The 15,100-nt window shown below is 43.2% G+C and carries 17 protein-coding genes; 10 read left to right on the top strand and 7 right to left on the bottom strand.

Going from position 1 to position 15,100, the window contains the following annotated elements; genetic code table 11:
* Nucleotides 1–598 precede the first annotated feature (598 nt).
* Complete coding sequence (locus R8O70_RS01730) at nucleotides 599–898, top strand: YfcZ/YiiS family protein (protein WP_005375307.1); 300 nt, start codon at nucleotides 599–601, stop codon at nucleotides 896–898.
* 88 nt (nucleotides 899–986) lie between these two features.
* Here R8O70_RS01730 and R8O70_RS01725 read toward each other — a convergent pair whose 3' ends face one another.
* Nucleotides 987–1,259: a YnjH family protein gene (locus R8O70_RS01725; RefSeq protein WP_005375306.1), complete on the bottom strand. Its 273-nt coding sequence runs from the start codon at nucleotides 1,257–1,259 to the stop codon at nucleotides 987–989.
* Nucleotides 1,260–1,578: 319 nt separating this feature from the next.
* Here R8O70_RS01725 and R8O70_RS01720 point away from each other — a divergent pair, with 319 nt between their 5' ends.
* On the top strand, nucleotides 1,579–2,178 hold the full coding sequence (locus tag R8O70_RS01720) for a hypothetical protein (RefSeq protein ID WP_005375305.1): 600 nt from the start codon (nucleotides 1,579–1,581) through the stop codon (nucleotides 2,176–2,178).
* Nucleotides 2,179–2,252: 74 nt separating this feature from the next.
* On the opposite strand, the gene R8O70_RS01715 is transcribed toward R8O70_RS01720, so the two are convergent.
* Entirely contained in the window at nucleotides 2,253–3,362 is a 1,110-nt protein-coding gene (locus R8O70_RS01715) for a 1-acyl-sn-glycerol-3-phosphate acyltransferase (RefSeq protein WP_005385027.1), read from the bottom strand.
* Nucleotides 3,363–3,553: 191 nt separating this feature from the next.
* Between R8O70_RS01715 and R8O70_RS01710 the strand changes: the two genes are divergently transcribed.
* Nucleotides 3,554–4,162, top strand: a complete 609-nt coding sequence (locus R8O70_RS01710; protein ID WP_005375302.1) for a hypothetical protein — start codon at nucleotides 3,554–3,556, stop codon at nucleotides 4,160–4,162.
* A 127-nt stretch (nucleotides 4,163–4,289) separates the two neighbouring features.
* Here the strand turns inward: R8O70_RS01710 and R8O70_RS01705 are convergent, their stop codons facing one another.
* Both R8O70_RS01705 and R8O70_RS01700 read right to left on the bottom strand, forming a co-directional pair.
* On the bottom strand, nucleotides 4,290–4,772 hold the full coding sequence (locus tag R8O70_RS01705) for a hypothetical protein (RefSeq protein WP_017635276.1): 483 nt from the start codon (nucleotides 4,770–4,772) through the stop codon (nucleotides 4,290–4,292).
* 14 nt (nucleotides 4,773–4,786) lie between these two features.
* Nucleotides 4,787–5,320: a nicotinate-nicotinamide nucleotide adenylyltransferase gene (locus tag R8O70_RS01700; RefSeq protein WP_213870348.1), complete on the bottom strand. Its 534-nt coding sequence runs from the start codon at nucleotides 5,318–5,320 to the stop codon at nucleotides 4,787–4,789.
* 178 nt (nucleotides 5,321–5,498) lie between these two features.
* Here R8O70_RS01700 and nadE point away from each other — a divergent pair, with 178 nt between their 5' ends.
* Nucleotides 5,499–6,329, top strand: coding sequence for an ammonia-dependent NAD(+) synthetase (gene nadE / locus R8O70_RS01695; protein ID WP_005375299.1), 831 nt, complete (start codon nucleotides 5,499–5,501; stop codon nucleotides 6,327–6,329).
* Between the two features lie 99 nt (nucleotides 6,330–6,428).
* Here nadE and R8O70_RS01690 read toward each other — a convergent pair whose 3' ends face one another.
* Nucleotides 6,429–8,246: a hybrid-cluster NAD(P)-dependent oxidoreductase gene (locus tag R8O70_RS01690; protein ID WP_258624780.1), complete on the bottom strand. Its 1,818-nt coding sequence runs from the start codon at nucleotides 8,244–8,246 to the stop codon at nucleotides 6,429–6,431.
* 267 nt (nucleotides 8,247–8,513) lie between these two features.
* Here R8O70_RS01690 and R8O70_RS01685 point away from each other — a divergent pair, with 267 nt between their 5' ends.
* On the top strand, nucleotides 8,514–8,678 hold the full coding sequence (locus tag R8O70_RS01685; protein WP_005375297.1) for a YqaE/Pmp3 family membrane protein: 165 nt from the start codon (nucleotides 8,514–8,516) through the stop codon (nucleotides 8,676–8,678).
* A gap of 155 nt (nucleotides 8,679–8,833) precedes the next feature.
* Entirely contained in the window at nucleotides 8,834–9,862 is a 1,029-nt protein-coding gene (pyrC, locus tag R8O70_RS01680) for a dihydroorotase (RefSeq protein WP_318184008.1), read from the top strand.
* Between the two features lie 95 nt (nucleotides 9,863–9,957).
* On the opposite strand, the gene R8O70_RS01675 is transcribed toward pyrC, so the two are convergent.
* Complete coding sequence (locus tag R8O70_RS01675) at nucleotides 9,958–10,863, bottom strand: DUF808 domain-containing protein (RefSeq protein ID WP_213870345.1); 906 nt, start codon at nucleotides 10,861–10,863, stop codon at nucleotides 9,958–9,960.
* Between the two features lie 172 nt (nucleotides 10,864–11,035).
* Here R8O70_RS01675 and R8O70_RS01670 point away from each other — a divergent pair, with 172 nt between their 5' ends.
* Nucleotides 11,036–11,953: a M14 family metallocarboxypeptidase gene (locus R8O70_RS01670; RefSeq protein ID WP_213971297.1), complete on the top strand. Its 918-nt coding sequence runs from the start codon at nucleotides 11,036–11,038 to the stop codon at nucleotides 11,951–11,953.
* On the opposite strand, the gene R8O70_RS01665 is transcribed toward R8O70_RS01670, so the two are convergent.
* Nucleotides 11,948–12,736, bottom strand: a complete 789-nt coding sequence (locus tag R8O70_RS01665) for an AraC family transcriptional regulator (RefSeq protein WP_213870342.1) — start codon at nucleotides 12,734–12,736, stop codon at nucleotides 11,948–11,950. The genes R8O70_RS01670 and R8O70_RS01665 overlap by 6 nt on opposite strands.
* Before the next feature lie 98 nt (nucleotides 12,737–12,834).
* On the opposite strand from R8O70_RS01665, the gene R8O70_RS01660 reads away from it, so the two are divergent.
* From R8O70_RS01660 to R8O70_RS01650, 3 genes are all read left to right on the top strand, one after another.
* Complete coding sequence (locus R8O70_RS01660) at nucleotides 12,835–13,740, top strand: DMT family transporter (RefSeq protein ID WP_213870341.1); 906 nt, start codon at nucleotides 12,835–12,837, stop codon at nucleotides 13,738–13,740.
* Nucleotides 13,741–13,885: 145 nt separating this feature from the next.
* The gene (locus R8O70_RS01655) at nucleotides 13,886–14,371 is read left to right on the top strand and encodes an acyl-CoA thioesterase (protein ID WP_005375279.1); all 486 of its coding nucleotides are present in this window, start codon (nucleotides 13,886–13,888) and stop codon (nucleotides 14,369–14,371) included.
* A 171-nt stretch (nucleotides 14,372–14,542) separates the two neighbouring features.
* Complete coding sequence (locus tag R8O70_RS01650) at nucleotides 14,543–14,788, top strand: hypothetical protein (RefSeq protein ID WP_005375277.1); 246 nt, start codon at nucleotides 14,543–14,545, stop codon at nucleotides 14,786–14,788.
* Nucleotides 14,789–15,100: the final 312 nt, after the last annotated feature.

The following is a 15,100-nucleotide window of genomic DNA, read 5'->3' as shown; positions in this document are numbered from 1 at the left end:
TCTTCTCTTTGTAAATCCATCTAACTCACTATTAAATGAGGCCAGAATGAAATCATTCTTAGCATTATACCCGGCTCGCCGATGCGGTTCGATTAGCGAAAACCTAGAAATCAGGTTGCTAAACGCTGCACTTTAAAGCGCTTTGGGTATATGTATTGCGACTATTTAATATCATGTCGAGTTCCAAACCATAACGTCTTTACACTGCGTAATGTGTAATTTTCAGTTATGTTTTTGTCAATACATGCTACTCAAAATAAGGCGAAAAGTTAGTCTCATCAAAACCTTGCGCCAATTATTCATCGAAACTATTCAAAGACCAAGAATGATAATTATTAAAAATAATCAATCAAGAAATAGTCTTATAAATTAACCATTAGTTCAACTGGACTGAGCAAAATCTCGTCACTATGTTCGTTAATTGATTTTAAATGTTGATATATATCACATTAACGTTCTTGATGATTTAGTAATCCAACCTTTAACCCTTACTTAACAAGTGCCTATTCTGTTCCTTTTTTACGCAAAAGTCGTCATTTTTGTAGATACAGATCAAATACCTGATAGAATACCCTTAGTATTTACAAGAGGATTCGTTATGAGTGTCGAATTAGAAAAAAACCAAGTATGTGAGGCCTGCGGCTGTGCTGGCGAGATTGGCTTTATCATCAAAGAAGGTGACGAAGTTGCCGACGTAACGGTTTTCGCACAGACAAAAACAGAGCTAGAGTCTGAACTACAAAAATACATCGAGCTCGCTAAATCAGTATGTGCTGATGTTGAATACAATGTTTCAGAAATAACCGAAGAATCGAACCAAGCGACGGCTCGATTCAAATTTGAAGTAAGTGCTGAAAAACTTATCTTTGAATTAAAAACTCGCTCACTCGCGCGTTAATGAAAAAAGCGAGCATGATGCTCGCTTTTTATTTTTCCAATCTCTTAATCTTAAACCGCTCTAAATGAAACAGACAACTTCGGCGCGTTTATTTATCTTTTTTGAACACGACCCACTTTAACGAGCCATTGGTTTCAAAATCGTTCTCAGCGGTACACATCAGTAATACGCCTTCAACATTAATCACGGCCCCTGTGGTGTAGGCTTTATCATCGTAGTAACAGATACGCTGACCTACCTTACCGTCAGCAACTATTAGCGCTTTGTTTTCTGGTGTACTGTATGATTTAGCAAAAACGGAACCCGACAGCAGTACTGCAAAAACACCAGCGGTAAAAATAGATACACTTTTTAACTTCATGAAAATCTCCCTCAAACCTCAATAATACTAACAAGGACCCTTGTGAAGTTCTTGGAAGAATCTCATATTATTCAAATATCTACTGATATTTTTCTCACCTCTACACTTGGGTCTGCTTCACATTCAATCATTTAATTTATCTCATTTTAGTAAGCTTGAAGTTACTTAGCGCAGTAAAGAAGCGCACACTTTTAGCGTGCATCTCTAATTTGAATATTTAAGTTATGAATCAAAAACTGTGAGCAAAAAATGCATAATAGGTTTATTTAAGTATAAGATAAGCACCTGTTGATCTCGGTATTTAACTAACTCTTTGACTATGCGTTTTGTTTCCCTATGCCTTACTTCAATCCTGCTCTGCTCGTCTCCTTTGGCATATGAGCTAGATTACTATTCTAAGTTTGGTCACATCGATAATTACGGCAATCTTGATCTTAGAAACAAGCCTTACACCCAACTACCCTCTGGCCTAGTGGTAAAGGGCAACTTAAACATCTCACAAACCCCTATCAAAACCTTGCCTAAAGGGCTTGATGTTGAAGGCAGTCTGGAAGCAACTAACAGCGCACTCAAAGTTATTCGCTCAGGAACAAAGATAAAAGGCTATGCAAACCTACTAGGTAGTAAGATCGAAAACTGGCCTAAAGGCATCAAACTAGGCGGTTACCTAAATCTGACAGATACACCGCTAAAAGCGCTTCCAGCTAAACTTCGAGTAAAAGGTGATCTAAGTGTTATTCGCACTCCCATTTCTGATCTTCCTGAAGGATTAGTGGTTGATGGTAATCTCTATATTGGAGGATCAGCGCTGAAAGTATTTCCAGACACAATGACGGTGAAAGGGAATATCTATTTAGGTGGTAACAGGATCACCAAATGGCCCAGCAATTTAACCCTTGGTGGCGCCGTCGCACCTTAAAGAGCAGATAAACAAAAGCCCCGGCAGACCGAGGCTTTAAGGCATTCTGAATCAACAGAGTTCAGTGACGAAGATTACTCTTGGTTATTCACAGGATTAGCATAGCTCGCCACCAAATAAGGTCTTGCGCCTTCAGGTAGCTGATCCAACTTATCCGCGAGATGACGCTTAACCGCTTCCGTAATGATGCTCGAATCTTCATGCCCAGCAGCTAACAAGTTGATTGGGTACAACTTGTAGTTGTTGTGAATTTGGCGGTCGATTTCACCAGCAAGAGATTCCGGCGTTTCAAACTCTTGCTCAATCACATCACCAAACGCAACATGTACACGGCCTTTATAGCCAACGATACCTTGAATGATGCTTTCGATATCTTCAAATTCGCCTTTTTCATAGCGGCCATTTTCTGCTTTTTCGTACAGCTCTTTTGCTTTGGCAATGTCACATGGATCATTTTCATAGGCAATCGAGACAGGAACGATTTTCAGAGAACGCGTGTACTCACCAAAGCTGATCTTTTGTTTACGACCTTCAACATGGAACATTTTTAAAATCGCAGGATCAGTAAAGTCGTTTCCATCTTTAGCACGGCCTTCCTTTTGGGCAATCCAAATTGAATTGCCAGTATCAAGCGAATGTTTGATATAGCTTGAAAGTTGTCCCAATGCTTTCATCATTTCTCTAGGCGCTTTAGCAGAGCGCTTAACGATGAAGCTCTTATTGAGTCGCATCAATTCTGTCGCACATGGCTTCTTCAGCAGGTTATCGCCAATCGCTATACGAACTGTACGGTGCCCACTTTGGTACAAGCCATAATTTACGAGCGCAGGGTCCATCGCAATATCACGGTGGTTAGAAACGAATAGGTATGACGTGTTTTTATCCAGCTTATCCAAACCAGAAAAAGTGACGCCATCCGTTGTCTTATTCAATGTATCTTTCAGATACTTCTTCACTTCAATCTGAATTGCTTCGACAGAATCAAGCTTGCTCCACTTGGCTTTCAGGTAGATGCGCAGGATCGGGCTCATTAGCGTTTTGAACCACGCTGCTTTATTAGCAAAGCGATGTTCTAGGATAGCAGTGATAAATTCATCATCTTGGATTAGACGATCCAGCGCTGCTGGAATTTCTTCGTCGTTGTAAGGACGAATTTCAATATAAGGATCGGTATTGGCTGTCATTGTTCATTACATATCAAAAAAAGCTGGCACATTTTACGCATAGTTTTGCTGACAAGCAGCATTTCAACCCATACTTTTAACATGGTCATACCAGTTAAGCCACCATTTATCATGCTAAAAAATTCTCTCTGCAGGTTGGAATCGTATGGGTTTAACGTTACCCTTAGCGCCAAAAAACACTGGTACTCATAATGAACTACGCAATTGAATTTCACGACGCTAAATACCCCTTTCTTGATGTAGCTGCGCGTAAAAAAGCATTGAAGCACAGTCTACTGTCTGTCATCGAAGGGTTAGCCGTCATTAAATTGGGTAAGCAGGAGTATGCCATTGAACCAGGCCAATATTTTTGGATTCCTCAAGGATGTTTGAGCTCCCTCACCTTTTTACCTAATTCTCGTGTATATCGTTGTGATTTTTCTGTGCGTTTAAATGACGACTTCTCACAACAGGCGGGCTTTGTGAAGCCTTCACCGCTACTAAAAGCGCTCGTCGAGAAGCTAGCAACAACTGCCGAACGCTCGGATCTGCAAACCGATCTACTGACAGTAGTAAGACATGAAGTATTGACGCTGTCTCCTAAACTAGCGCACTCAACGTTAACGAGAACCATCAATCAATGGACTCCTGGCTGTGACATGAATATTTCTAAAGAGCTTTGCTTGGTACTAACACTACGTGAAGCAAGAAAAATGAAACTGTCGGGGAAGAAGGAAGAGCAAATTGTTGACTCTCTTTTTGCTGGTAACACCGAAGAATATGAACAGCTTTGCTTTTTAGTCTTTGGAGAAGCGCTATAACTTGCTCTTTAACAAGCTACGTTTTCAGCATTACGTAGAGTTACGGATACAGAAAGTAGAGATTCAAGTAAAAGCAAAAAGGGCGTACATTGATAATGTACGCCCTTTTTTCATTTGCTTGAGATGTCTAGAAAGGTACTTCTATCTGCATCATCCAGTCAGCGTCATAATATTCGTGCCAACGATAATCAAACCGCATTCTTGGCTGTCCGTCGGATTTATCCCCAAAACCAACGCTGAACATCAACCCGTGACTACGAAGCCACTCTTCTGTATCCATTTTACTCTCTTCGTCTCGAAGCTCTTCCGGCATCCAAAAACCAAGACCAAAGTAATTCTTTTCTAAGTTTTGAGTTAGAAGTGGGGTGTCTTCCGGCTTAATCGCCCACTCCTCCCAATAGTTTTCTGTTGGTCCTTCAAGCTTCGCTTCCGCTGCATACCAAATCAATGCTTCAGTACTTAACACGCCGATGGAATCTAAAATTTCTTCACAGATAGGAAGAGTGTTATCTTCAAACACCACGGAACGATCAGAAAAATAGTTACACGCGGAATGAGCTTGTGTCACCACAAGCAGCGCACATGCACTAAATAAAACGACTCTGACCATGAAAATCTGACCTCTCAGTTCCCAGACAATGTTTCTCTGTATAAGCCTTTACTAAGTAATAAATCACGTACGGAAGGTGTTGTATAGGCACCGACCTCTTCACCCTCGGCCAATGCTTTGCGAATATCCGTGCTTCTGACTTTTACTTTTTCAGGACATGCCATAACAGTCCAACGTTCCGTAATCTCTTCAGCTCTACTAAATTTAGCAAATTTGAAGAAATTATCAGGACCAATGACAAAAGTTATATCGGCAGTTGGGTAGATTTCTTGAGTTTTTTCTAACAACGCATAGGTCGTCACACTTTGTCCAGGTTGGTATAAAGCTTGCTCCGCATCAGAACGCTGAACATTAGAAAGCCCCATATCCTTGATGAACGCGTCAACCATTTTGCACCGAGTTGGGTAATCAAGCATGTTCTTGCCCCAAGCGTGTGCAATGCTCGGCTCAAGTAGCACAAGATCAAAGTGGCTCAAAGATTCAATAACACTTTTATGCCCTAAACTAGGTGGGTTAAATGCACTACCAAAAATGGCGATTTTTTTCATATCCGGTGATTACCTGGTTGAAGAGAGTTTTCTAATCTGATGATTTCGGTATGATACTACTAATCTTTACAGCTTTTGACCCTAAAGTCGCGTTTAATGAGCCTCAACTGTATGGTTTATCACCATTTGAGCAAATGTGCTTTAGAGTCTGAAATATTTGCAGGAAAAGGAACCCTAAATGGAACAATCCATCCGTGACGAAATGCGCGTACTCCCTTCAATTGATCCGCATTTTGAAATTGAACGCCGTGTCGCTTTTATTAAGCGTAAATTGCAAGAAGCGGGCTGTAAGTCTCTTGTTCTTGGCATCAGCGGTGGCGTTGACTCAACGACATGTGGTCGTTTAGCTCAGTTGGCTGTAGACCAACTAAACGAAGAAGCGGGCAACAATAGCTACCAATTTATCGCAGTTCGCCTGCCTTATGGGGAGCAAAAAGATGAAGATGAGGCTCAGCTCGCTCTGTCTTTTATCCAGCCAACCCATTCTGTATCGGTGAACATCAAAGCAGGTGTTGACGGGCTTCATTCGGCTTCTCACGTTGCATTAGAAGGCACAGATCTTCTACCAACTGATGCAGCAAAAGTCGACTTCGTAAAAGGCAATGTAAAAGCGCGTGCTCGCATGGTTGCTCAATACGAGATCGCGGGCTACGTAGGCGGCCTTGTTCTTGGTACTGATCACTCAGCAGAAAACATCACTGGTTTCTACACTAAATTTGGTGATGGCGCTTGTGACATGGCACCATTGTTCGGATTAAGTAAGCGCCAAGTTCGTGAAGTAGCTGCTACATTGGGTGCACCTGAGCAACTAGTGAAGAAAGTGCCAACAGCAGACTTAGAAGAGCTTGCTCCACAAAAAGCAGATGAAGATGCCCTAAGCCTAACTTACGAGCAAATCGACGACTTCTTAGAGGGCAAACCTGTTCCACAGCAAGTGAGTGACCGTCTGGTAGCGATTTACAAAGCAACGCAGCACAAACGCCAGCCAATCCCGACGATTTACGACTAAGCGATATTTTCAGCTCTCTTTAAAACTCAAAACGCTGCTAAAAATAGCAGCGTTTTTTGTCTAGGAACAGTTTTTGTCGAAGGACAAAGGTGCTCTCGCCTAGTTGGTTACTGTTACGTCCGTCTCTGGCACAGCACAACACGCCAATACGGTTCCCATTGCACGTTCCTCATCAGTCAGCGCGGGCACGTCCGGATGATGAACCTGCCCCGACGTAAGCTGAACTTTACAGGCACCACATAAGCCTGCACGACAGCTATTGCTGATGACCTTCCCAGCATCTTCGAGCTGATCTAACAACGTTTTTTGGTTGTTGCCTACGACTTTAGTTCCATTAAAGTCAATAGCGAGACTTTTCTCTGGCTTTGACGTAAGAGAAGAAACTCCAAACGCTTCTTGATGGTAGTTTTCCTCTGGCAGCCCTTTTCTTAGCAGGAGACTTTTCGCTTTCTCCATAAAACCATCAGGACCACACACAAACACTTGGCGCTGTTCAACATCTTTTATTTGCTTAATGTGTGACAAACTTAAACGCCCTTTTAACCCAAACCAATCAACGGCAGGCTGCGTCAAGCAGATTTTCACTTCTAACCTCGGGTGCTCACGCTTTAACTGCTCCAACTCTGAGCGACAAGGAATATCATTTTCGGTGCGACATTGATGGTAGAAAACCACGTTCTCCAACTGATTATGATCCGCTAAGTAACGTACCATCGATAGCATTGGTGTTACTCCGCTACCCGCAGAGAGTAACAGCAGAGGCTGCGCTTCATGCGTTTTTAGGTGGAACTGGCCATCAGGTTGTTCTGCCTCTAAAACATCACCGACTTGTAAGTTGTCTAAGAGTGAGTTAGAGACTCTTCCACCCGCGATACGCTTTACAGAAATAGCATAACGACCCGGGCGAGAAGGACTGGATGATAAGGTATAGCGTCGACCCACTTTCTTACCATCAATATTCACCTCTATTGGCAGGTGTTGTCCTGGCAAGTAATTAGGCAACGAGCCTTTGTTTGGCTCTAACCATAAGGTCACAAAGTCTTGGGCAATTTCTTCACGCTCAACACATGTAAGCTTCATGCGCACTGGCGAGTTATCTGTGTAAAACTCCGGCTCTTTGTACTCCAATACTTCAACTTTATCGCCTTGACGAATAATGCCTTCATTTCGCGCGACAAGATTCTGGCCAAAGAACACACCACCGACATCGTTTGCACGGAACTGTTGCAAGGTTTTGAGCGGCTCTTTGCTCTCACGGAATGTCCCTCTTTGGGTATTCACTGTAGTCAGGATACAGCGCTCGCAAGGTTTGAGAGACTCAAACTCTACCTCACCGATTCGTATGCGCTTCCATGAATCTTCTTCAAATGGCTTAGTATCAGAGACAACTAAGTTAGTACGAAACTGATCCATTGAGTGTAGCTCTGAACTTCTTCGGTTCAGCTCATCAAGTGAAGCTTGGCTGATCACTAAAACCGGATAACCATCAGCAAAACTGACGTTTTGACCTAGCTTTTCACGGACACGATTCGATTGCTCACCACTAAACAACAACTCAACGCGCTGCCCCAGCACACGACTAAACCAGTCATCTGCATCATCTGTCGTGGTATAGGCAGTAAACGTATCTTTCCAAACCGTTGCAGGTGTCTCCTGCATTTTGAAATCTTGGTAACGGATTTTAAGTGGCTCCATACCCAAACTACTAAACACCACTCCATCGGACAATAAGGCAGACTTAATGGTTACCATTTGCGGATACTTTCGCGCAGTGATCATCGAGCCATCAGCTTTCGCAATCATAAAGCGACGATCGAAGCTCAATCCTTGCTTCTCAACCCATACGGACGACAGCGATAATCCGCCAACTGACTTAACCGGAAAAACATTAATTTGGGATAAAACGGGTTGCGACATGGCCTTCTTCCTACGGGTGTTTTTTATTTGTTGCGGTATTGTATACTCAAATCACATTAAGTTGCAGAGTCTACTGCCTCTTCATCCATCGCAACTTTCTCGAAACCATATTCTTATAAATTTGGTTTTAGTGACAAGTATTTACTACACTCAATATTCGCGTTTTTTAACACCGTTCTGACCAAATACCGTTTGATAAAGTGTGATACGACACACATAATTCACCCAAGTTATCACTACTCCCATTTATCGATTTGGAGCTTAATTATGGATACAAGAAAACTGGTTCTGATTTTGTTATGTATCTTTCTTCCGCCTGTCGCGGTGTTTATGGAGAAAGGTCTAAATAAAGACTTTTTGATTAATCTAATATTGACGTGTTTCTTCTTTCTACCAGGTACGATCCACGCGCTTTGGTTAACAATGAAGTAACCACTTACACTCTCACTCTTTATAAAATTGAAAAATGGGATGAAATATGAGGGCAATTCCTCTATCATCCTGGCGCCTAAGCGCAAGCGTTTGCTCAAAAGCAAATACGGCGCTTAGGCTCCAATCAGACAACTTTTCAATGGTGGGAGCAATTAATGACAACACTGACTATCACTCGTCCTGACGACTGGCACGTTCACTTACGCGATGGGGAAGTTCTTAAAGACACCGTTCGCGACATCAGCCGCTACAATGGCCGTGCGCTGATTATGCCAAATACCGTCCCACCTGTTACCACAACTGAGCTCGCCCTAGCCTACCGTGACCGAATTATTAAAGAGCAACATGGCGAACAGTTTGAGCCTTTAATGGCGCTTTACCTTACAGATAACACGACACCAGACGAAATACGTAAGGCTAAAGCCACCGGAAACATTGTTGCTGCCAAGCTTTATCCTGCAGGCGCTACCACAAACTCAGATTCCGGTGTGACCAATGCGAAGAACATTTATCACGTTTTAGAAGCGATGGAAGAAGTCGGAATGTTACTTCTGGTTCATGGCGAAGTAACACATCACGATGTTGATATCTTCGACCGAGAGAAAGAATTCCTTGATACTGTCCTCGCTCCTATCGTCAATGACTTCCCTAATCTTAAAATCGTTCTAGAACATATCACCACCGCCGACGCAGCAAACTTCGTTAACAACACCTCAGACAACGTAGCGGCTACCATCACTGCCCACCACCTTCTTTTCAACCGTAACCACATGCTTGTGGGTGGTATTAAACCTCATTTCTACTGTTTGCCAATTCTTAAGCGCGGAACCCACCAGCAAGCGCTGATCGAAGCAGCAACTAGTGGTAGCAAGAAGTTTTTCCTAGGTACAGACTCAGCGCCACATGCGAAAGGGGCAAAAGAATCGGCTTGCGGTTGTGCTGGTTCTTACACTGCACACGCAGCGCTAGAGCTTTATGCAGAAGTCTTCGAAAAAGAAGACAAGTTGGAAAACTTGGAAGCTTTCGCAAGCTTCAACGGTCCTGATTTTTACGGCATTGCACGTAACACAGATACGGTAACGTTAGAAAAATCCGCTTGGGATGTGCCAGAAACGATGCCATTTGGCAATGATATCGTTGTGCCTATTCGAGCAAATGAACAGATCGAGTGGAAAGTGAAGTAAGTACTTTACTGACATTTCACCTATAAAACAGGGTCATGCTTTTTGTAAAAAGAAGTCATGACCCTTGTTATTATCGTCTCATGTTTTAGATGTGATTATTGACCACGAAGCTTTTCAACCATCGTCCATACCGCAACCACAACCAACCCCGCCACAAAGCCGATAATACCGTTCAATAAAATAGGCAAAATGGCTGTAGCAACCGAATGACCACTAAAGTTCATAATAATCGGCTCTACAAAGTGATGAATGGCTGGCACGTTGTGCACCACAATTCCTCCACCCACCAAAAACATCGCAGCAGTTCCTACAATGGTTAACAACTTCATCAACTTTGGTGCAAAAGCGACCAAGGCCCCTCCGACTTTCGCCACCCAACCTTTACCGTTTGAGCGACTTTCAAGGTAAAGGCCTAAATCATCTAGCTTCACAATCCCAGCGACTAGTCCATAAACTCCAACCGTCATAATCACTGCAATTAAACTGACAACTAAAATTTGCGTAACAAGACTGGCTCCTGTCACGGTACCTAACGCAATCACGATGATTTCTGCTGAAAGGATAAAGTCTGTTCGAATCGCACCAGAAACTTTACGCTTTTCATACTCTTCTATCGACTCGCCAGTATTAACTAGCTCCTCTTTTTCTTCGTGCGGATGCGAGTGAGGAAACACTTTCTCAAGTACTTTCTCTGCCCCTTCAAAGCAGAGAAATAAGCCGCCAATTAGCAATAATGGCATAATAAGCCATGGAATAATCGCGCTAATAAGTAAAGCTGAAGGAACTAAAATCATTTTATTTTTGAATGAGCCTTTTGCAACCGCCCAAACCACTGGAATCTCTCGCTCAGATGCAACACCAGACACTTGTTGAGCGTTTAACGCTAGATCATCTCCCAACACACCTGCGGTTTTCTTTGCAGCCATTTTTGACATTAAGGCGACATCATCAAGCACCGTGGCAATATCGTCCAACAGTGTGAGTAAACTTGCTCCAGCCATTTTTGGTCTCTTATATGAAATTGAGTAAGTAACAAAATGTAACACCAATGAATCACTCATCAAAGTGATGATTTTGCAAAGAATACCACCCCAAATGGTGTTTTATATTGCCGTAAAGATAAGACAGGTCTAGTCTTGTGATACCTTTCAGCAGTCAAAAGAAAAAGTATAGATGAAAAGTGGATACATTTACCCGATCGGTACTCCTGGCCAACCTTGGAACGAAGAAGAACGTAAAGCTTGGTTAGCAACGCAAGAAGTAAAACGTAGCTACCAAGATGAAGTCGTCAGTAAAATCGATGCCCTACGCGAGCGTTTTGATGTTGAACAATATGGTGCGCTCTCATACAACGAGGCACGCTTCCCTCTGTTTTGTATCAAAACACGCAATTGGGATTCAACTAAACCTGCTGTGTTGGTCACAGGCGGCGTGCACGGTTACGAAACCAGCGGTGTACATGGCGCATTAAAGTTTGTAGAAACGGAAGCAGAGCGCTATGCAGAGTATTTCAATATTGTCATTGCCCCCTGCGTAAGCCCTTGGGGTTACGAGGTGATCAACCGCTGGAATCCAAACGCGATTGATCCAAACCGCTCTTTCTATAAGGATAGCCCTGCCGAAGAGTCCGCTAACCTCATAAAGCTAGTTGCAACTTTAGGCGATGTGTTAATGCACATTGATCTACATGAAACGACAGATTCTGACGAAACTGAGTTCCGTCCAGCCTTAGCTGCTCGTGATGGTATTGAGTACATTGAAGGTATGATCCCAGATGGCTTTTACACGGTGGGAGATAGTGAAAACCCTCAGCCTGACTTCCAAAAAGCGGTCATTGAGTCAGTTGCAAAAGTGACTCACATTGCACCAGCAGATGAAAACGGCGAAATCATTGGTTCACCCGTCGTACAGTTTGGCGTTATCAACTACCCAATGGTAAAACTGGGGCTGTGTGGCGGCGTAACAAATTGCGTTTACGGCACGACAACGGAAGTGTACCCAGACAGCCCAACGGTGACCGACGAAGAATGCAACGATGCGCAAGTTGCAGCCGTGGTCGGTGGTCTGAATTACGTTCTGGCTCAGCTATAACAATCGATTCTTGTATTGCTCCGGTGTCATGCCGGAGTATTTCTTGAACATCGCGATAAAAGGGCTAGCTTGGTTATAACCTAACGTCAGAGCGACTTCTTTCACAGTCTGCCCTTTACGCAGCAACTCCATAGAATGTAAATATCGCACACGTAAGCGCCACTCAGTAAAGCTCATGCCCAACTCACTCTGGCAATGTCTCGCTAACGTGCGTTCTGTAGTATGCACTTTTGCCGCCCACTCCGCCAAACTAATTTCATCGGTTGGCGATTCTTCTACTGCTTTTAAGATTGGCTGAAGATATTTGTTGTCGGTTGTCGGTAAAAAGTGATGTTCCACTTCTTGCTTTGCAAGCTGGTCCAATAACACTTGTACCAAGCGCTTGTCTTCATCAGTTTGCGCCACGTTAATGTCTCGCTGACGAAAGTCCTCAATAATAGATGACACGATTGGAGTCACTTTGATCAAGCTCGTTTTAGTTGGAAAATGCGCCGTCAATTCAGGGGCAATGTTCAAAGAACAATATTCGATTGGCTTACGGTTGTAGCTAGTGTGACGAACTCCGGCGGGAACCCAAATAGCAAGATGTGGAGGTGCTAGAAATCTTGTGTCTTCTGCATCCATCTCCAGAATCCCACCGCTGATCAGTTGCACTTGCCCCCAAGGGTGGCTATGAATTCGTGTTTCTGTATTAGAGAGAAACGCTTCGAAATTCATAAATACATCTGATGGCGCACGATCGATTGATAAGGAGGGATGAAGATTTCTGGCGCTCTTTTTCAAAATTGTCTTCCTATCGCTTACGATGTCTTTTAAGAGATACTTTTTATTATAAAGACCTGCCAGACTAGCGCCATCAATAATTGTGCTATAGGGTTCTCATGATTTATTTACTTCCGTTTTTCACCGTTATGATTTGGGGTGGTAACTCAATTGTGAACAAGATGGCAGCAAGCGCCATTGAACCAAGTGCGATGAGTTTCTACCGTTGGTTTGTCGCAATGGTACTCCTAACGCCATTTTGCCTGCCTGCAATCATCAAACAACGACACATTATTCGACTTTACTTAGCTAAGTTGGCGTTTCTTGCGTTACTTGGTATGGTTCTCAACCAGTCACTTGGATACTATGCCGGTTTAACAACAACGGCCTCTAACATGGCCCTGATCACCTCTTTAGTTCCTTTGATCAGTGTGTTTTTAAGTGTCCCATTGCTCGGTAAATCTATACCAATGTTAAGTATCGTCGGTGGTGTCATTTCGCTCGTCGGCTTGGCATTTATGCTTGGTCACGGTGATATCACTTACTTTTTACATCAAGACTTAACGCAAGGTGACAGCTTAATGCTCGTTGCTGCCATGGTATACGCGGCTTATTGTGTTCTGCTAAAACGCTGGAAAATGCCATTCAGTAGTCTGACTCTGGTTTACATGCAGGGCTTCTTTTCTGTTTTGATGCTCACACCACTTTGGCTCTCTAGTGAGCAACTGTTACCAAGCCAAGATGCGCTACCATTAATCGCTTATGCTGGTATTGCTGCTTCCATTTTCGCGCCGCTGATGTGGGTCAAAGCGATTGATTCAATTGGTGCTGATTCAAGTGCTATGTTCATGAACCTAATGCCTGTGGTTTCCGTCATACTTGCTTCAACACTAATTGGTGAGAAAATTTACGCTTACCATATTATTGGTGGGTTGTTAGTCATCTCTGGCGTTATCCTGTCGCAAATAAAAGTAAGACAGAGAAAACCATTGTCCAATTCTGAGATTGCCTCTACCGCCAATTAACATCTACACCTCAAGCCACAGAACTACGCTGTGGCTTGTCACTTCCAGCGTTCGAATAAAAGTTAATATTTTGTTTCATTCGCTATTCCCGAAAATTCATCTTGCTGCTAAATTGGGAAAACAATAACCCATCAAGGAAAGACAGATGAGCAGTGGTCAAAGAGACATTACCCTTCGCTTTTTAGCAGAACCCAGCGACGTAAATTTTGGCGGAAAAGTGCACGGCGGCGCCGTAATGAAATGGATCGACTTGGCAGCGTACGCCTGTTCTGCAGCGTGGAGTGGTAAATATTGCATTACCGCATATGCTGGCGGCATTCGGTTTGTTGCTCCGATTCATGTCGGCAACTTAGTCGAAGTTAGCGCGAAAGTCATTTATACCGGACGAAGCTCAATGCACATTGCGATTGACGTGCAAGCTAGTGATCCAAAGCAAATGAAAAACAGACTCACCACTCACTGTATCGTTATCATGGTTGCTGTAGATGAAAACGGAAAACCAACCGATGTACCGAAATGGATTCCAGAGTCAGATGAAGACAAAGCCTTAGAGCAATCCGCTATCCGTCTTATGAACATGCGTAAAGAGATTGGGGAAGAAATGGAAGCACACGTTAAATATCTCAAGTAACTGGCATCCGTTAAGAACGCTATTAAGTACCTCAACGTTACCCAGACCCAGAGTGTGGAGCAACATCATGGTTTTGCCATTTGTTTCACGCTCGCCCTTCTCTGTCATAAATCCTTCACCTAGCTTTGCTTAAATCCATCCATTATTTTAGAGTTGGATAGAGTTTGGATCTTGAGACTAAAAGAAACGACCTTAAGTGAAGAGACGTTGACCAATTTAAAAGCGGTCGAGTACCAGTGGGTGAGAACCATGTACGTCGAGGGGTATAACGAAACAGAAATTAATCATTACATTCAAACTTGCTTTGGCGGTGACGTTACCTTTGCTAATCTATTTCGTCGCGTCGCACTGCAGCAAGAAAGTTTGTACACGCTGCTTCAATACGTTGGATGCGCACCTTCCAGCCGAGAGTTTTAATCTCTTCCTTCCCTACCTCAATTTAGCTTTTTACTAAGCTCTAGTTATTTATGTGAAGTGCTACGCAGGGCATTATTCAAGCCCTGTGTAATCCATTGCAAAGCCGCTAATCTCTATCTACTTATTGCAAAATTGCCTTTAACAGGCATAAAAAAACCTGAGTCTAAACTCAGGTTATGGTTACAAAAACTGTTAGTGATTGAATCGTAAGGAACTAAGCTAACAGCCAGCTATGCGTAACGCCAATAAAAGCCAAGATATTACTGATCGGCGGCCAAACCAAAATTGTAATATCCGTGCTAAGTATAAGGG

The sequence above is a fragment of the Vibrio sp. 779(2023) genome, from assembly GCF_033344285.1.
Taxonomy (GTDB): Bacteria; Pseudomonadota; Gammaproteobacteria; order Enterobacterales; family Vibrionaceae; genus Vibrio; species Vibrio alginolyticus.
The sequence above is the reverse complement of the archived record's forward strand: the minus strand, read 5'-3'. Positions and strand labels throughout refer to the sequence as shown.

What these genes read in the sequence shown, in the direction of transcription:
- R8O70_RS01730 (WP_005375307.1), top strand. Translation starts at nt 599, where the DNA reads ATGAGTGTCGAATTAGAAAAAAACCAAGTATGTGAGGCCTGCGGCTGT.
- R8O70_RS01725 (WP_005375306.1), bottom strand. Translation starts at nt 1,259, where the DNA reads ATGAAGTTAAAAAGTGTATCTATTTTTACCGCTGGTGTTTTTGCAGTA.
- R8O70_RS01720 (WP_005375305.1), top strand. Translation starts at nt 1,579, where the DNA reads ATGCGTTTTGTTTCCCTATGCCTTACTTCAATCCTGCTCTGCTCGTCT.
- R8O70_RS01715 (WP_005385027.1), bottom strand. Translation starts at nt 3,362, where the DNA reads ATGACAGCCAATACCGATCCTTATATTGAAATTCGTCCTTACAACGAC.
- R8O70_RS01710 (WP_005375302.1), top strand. Translation starts at nt 3,554, where the DNA reads ATGAACTACGCAATTGAATTTCACGACGCTAAATACCCCTTTCTTGAT.
- R8O70_RS01705 (WP_017635276.1), bottom strand. Translation starts at nt 4,772, where the DNA reads ATGGTCAGAGTCGTTTTATTTAGTGCATGTGCGCTGCTTGTGGTGACA.
- R8O70_RS01700 (WP_213870348.1), bottom strand. Translation starts at nt 5,320, where the DNA reads ATGAAAAAAATCGCCATTTTTGGTAGTGCATTTAACCCACCTAGTTTA.
- nadE (WP_005375299.1), top strand. Translation starts at nt 5,499, where the DNA reads ATGGAACAATCCATCCGTGACGAAATGCGCGTACTCCCTTCAATTGAT.
- R8O70_RS01690 (WP_258624780.1), bottom strand. Translation starts at nt 8,246, where the DNA reads ATGTCGCAACCCGTTTTATCCCAAATTAATGTTTTTCCGGTTAAGTCA.
- R8O70_RS01685 (WP_005375297.1), top strand. Translation starts at nt 8,514, where the DNA reads ATGGATACAAGAAAACTGGTTCTGATTTTGTTATGTATCTTTCTTCCG.
- pyrC (WP_318184008.1), top strand. Translation starts at nt 8,834, where the DNA reads ATGACAACACTGACTATCACTCGTCCTGACGACTGGCACGTTCACTTA.
- R8O70_RS01675 (WP_213870345.1), bottom strand. Translation starts at nt 10,863, where the DNA reads ATGGCTGGAGCAAGTTTACTCACACTGTTGGACGATATTGCCACGGTG.
- R8O70_RS01670 (WP_213971297.1), top strand. Translation starts at nt 11,036, where the DNA reads ATGAAAAGTGGATACATTTACCCGATCGGTACTCCTGGCCAACCTTGG.
- R8O70_RS01660 (WP_213870341.1), top strand. Translation starts at nt 12,835, where the DNA reads ATGATTTATTTACTTCCGTTTTTCACCGTTATGATTTGGGGTGGTAAC.
- R8O70_RS01655 (WP_005375279.1), top strand. Translation starts at nt 13,886, where the DNA reads ATGAGCAGTGGTCAAAGAGACATTACCCTTCGCTTTTTAGCAGAACCC.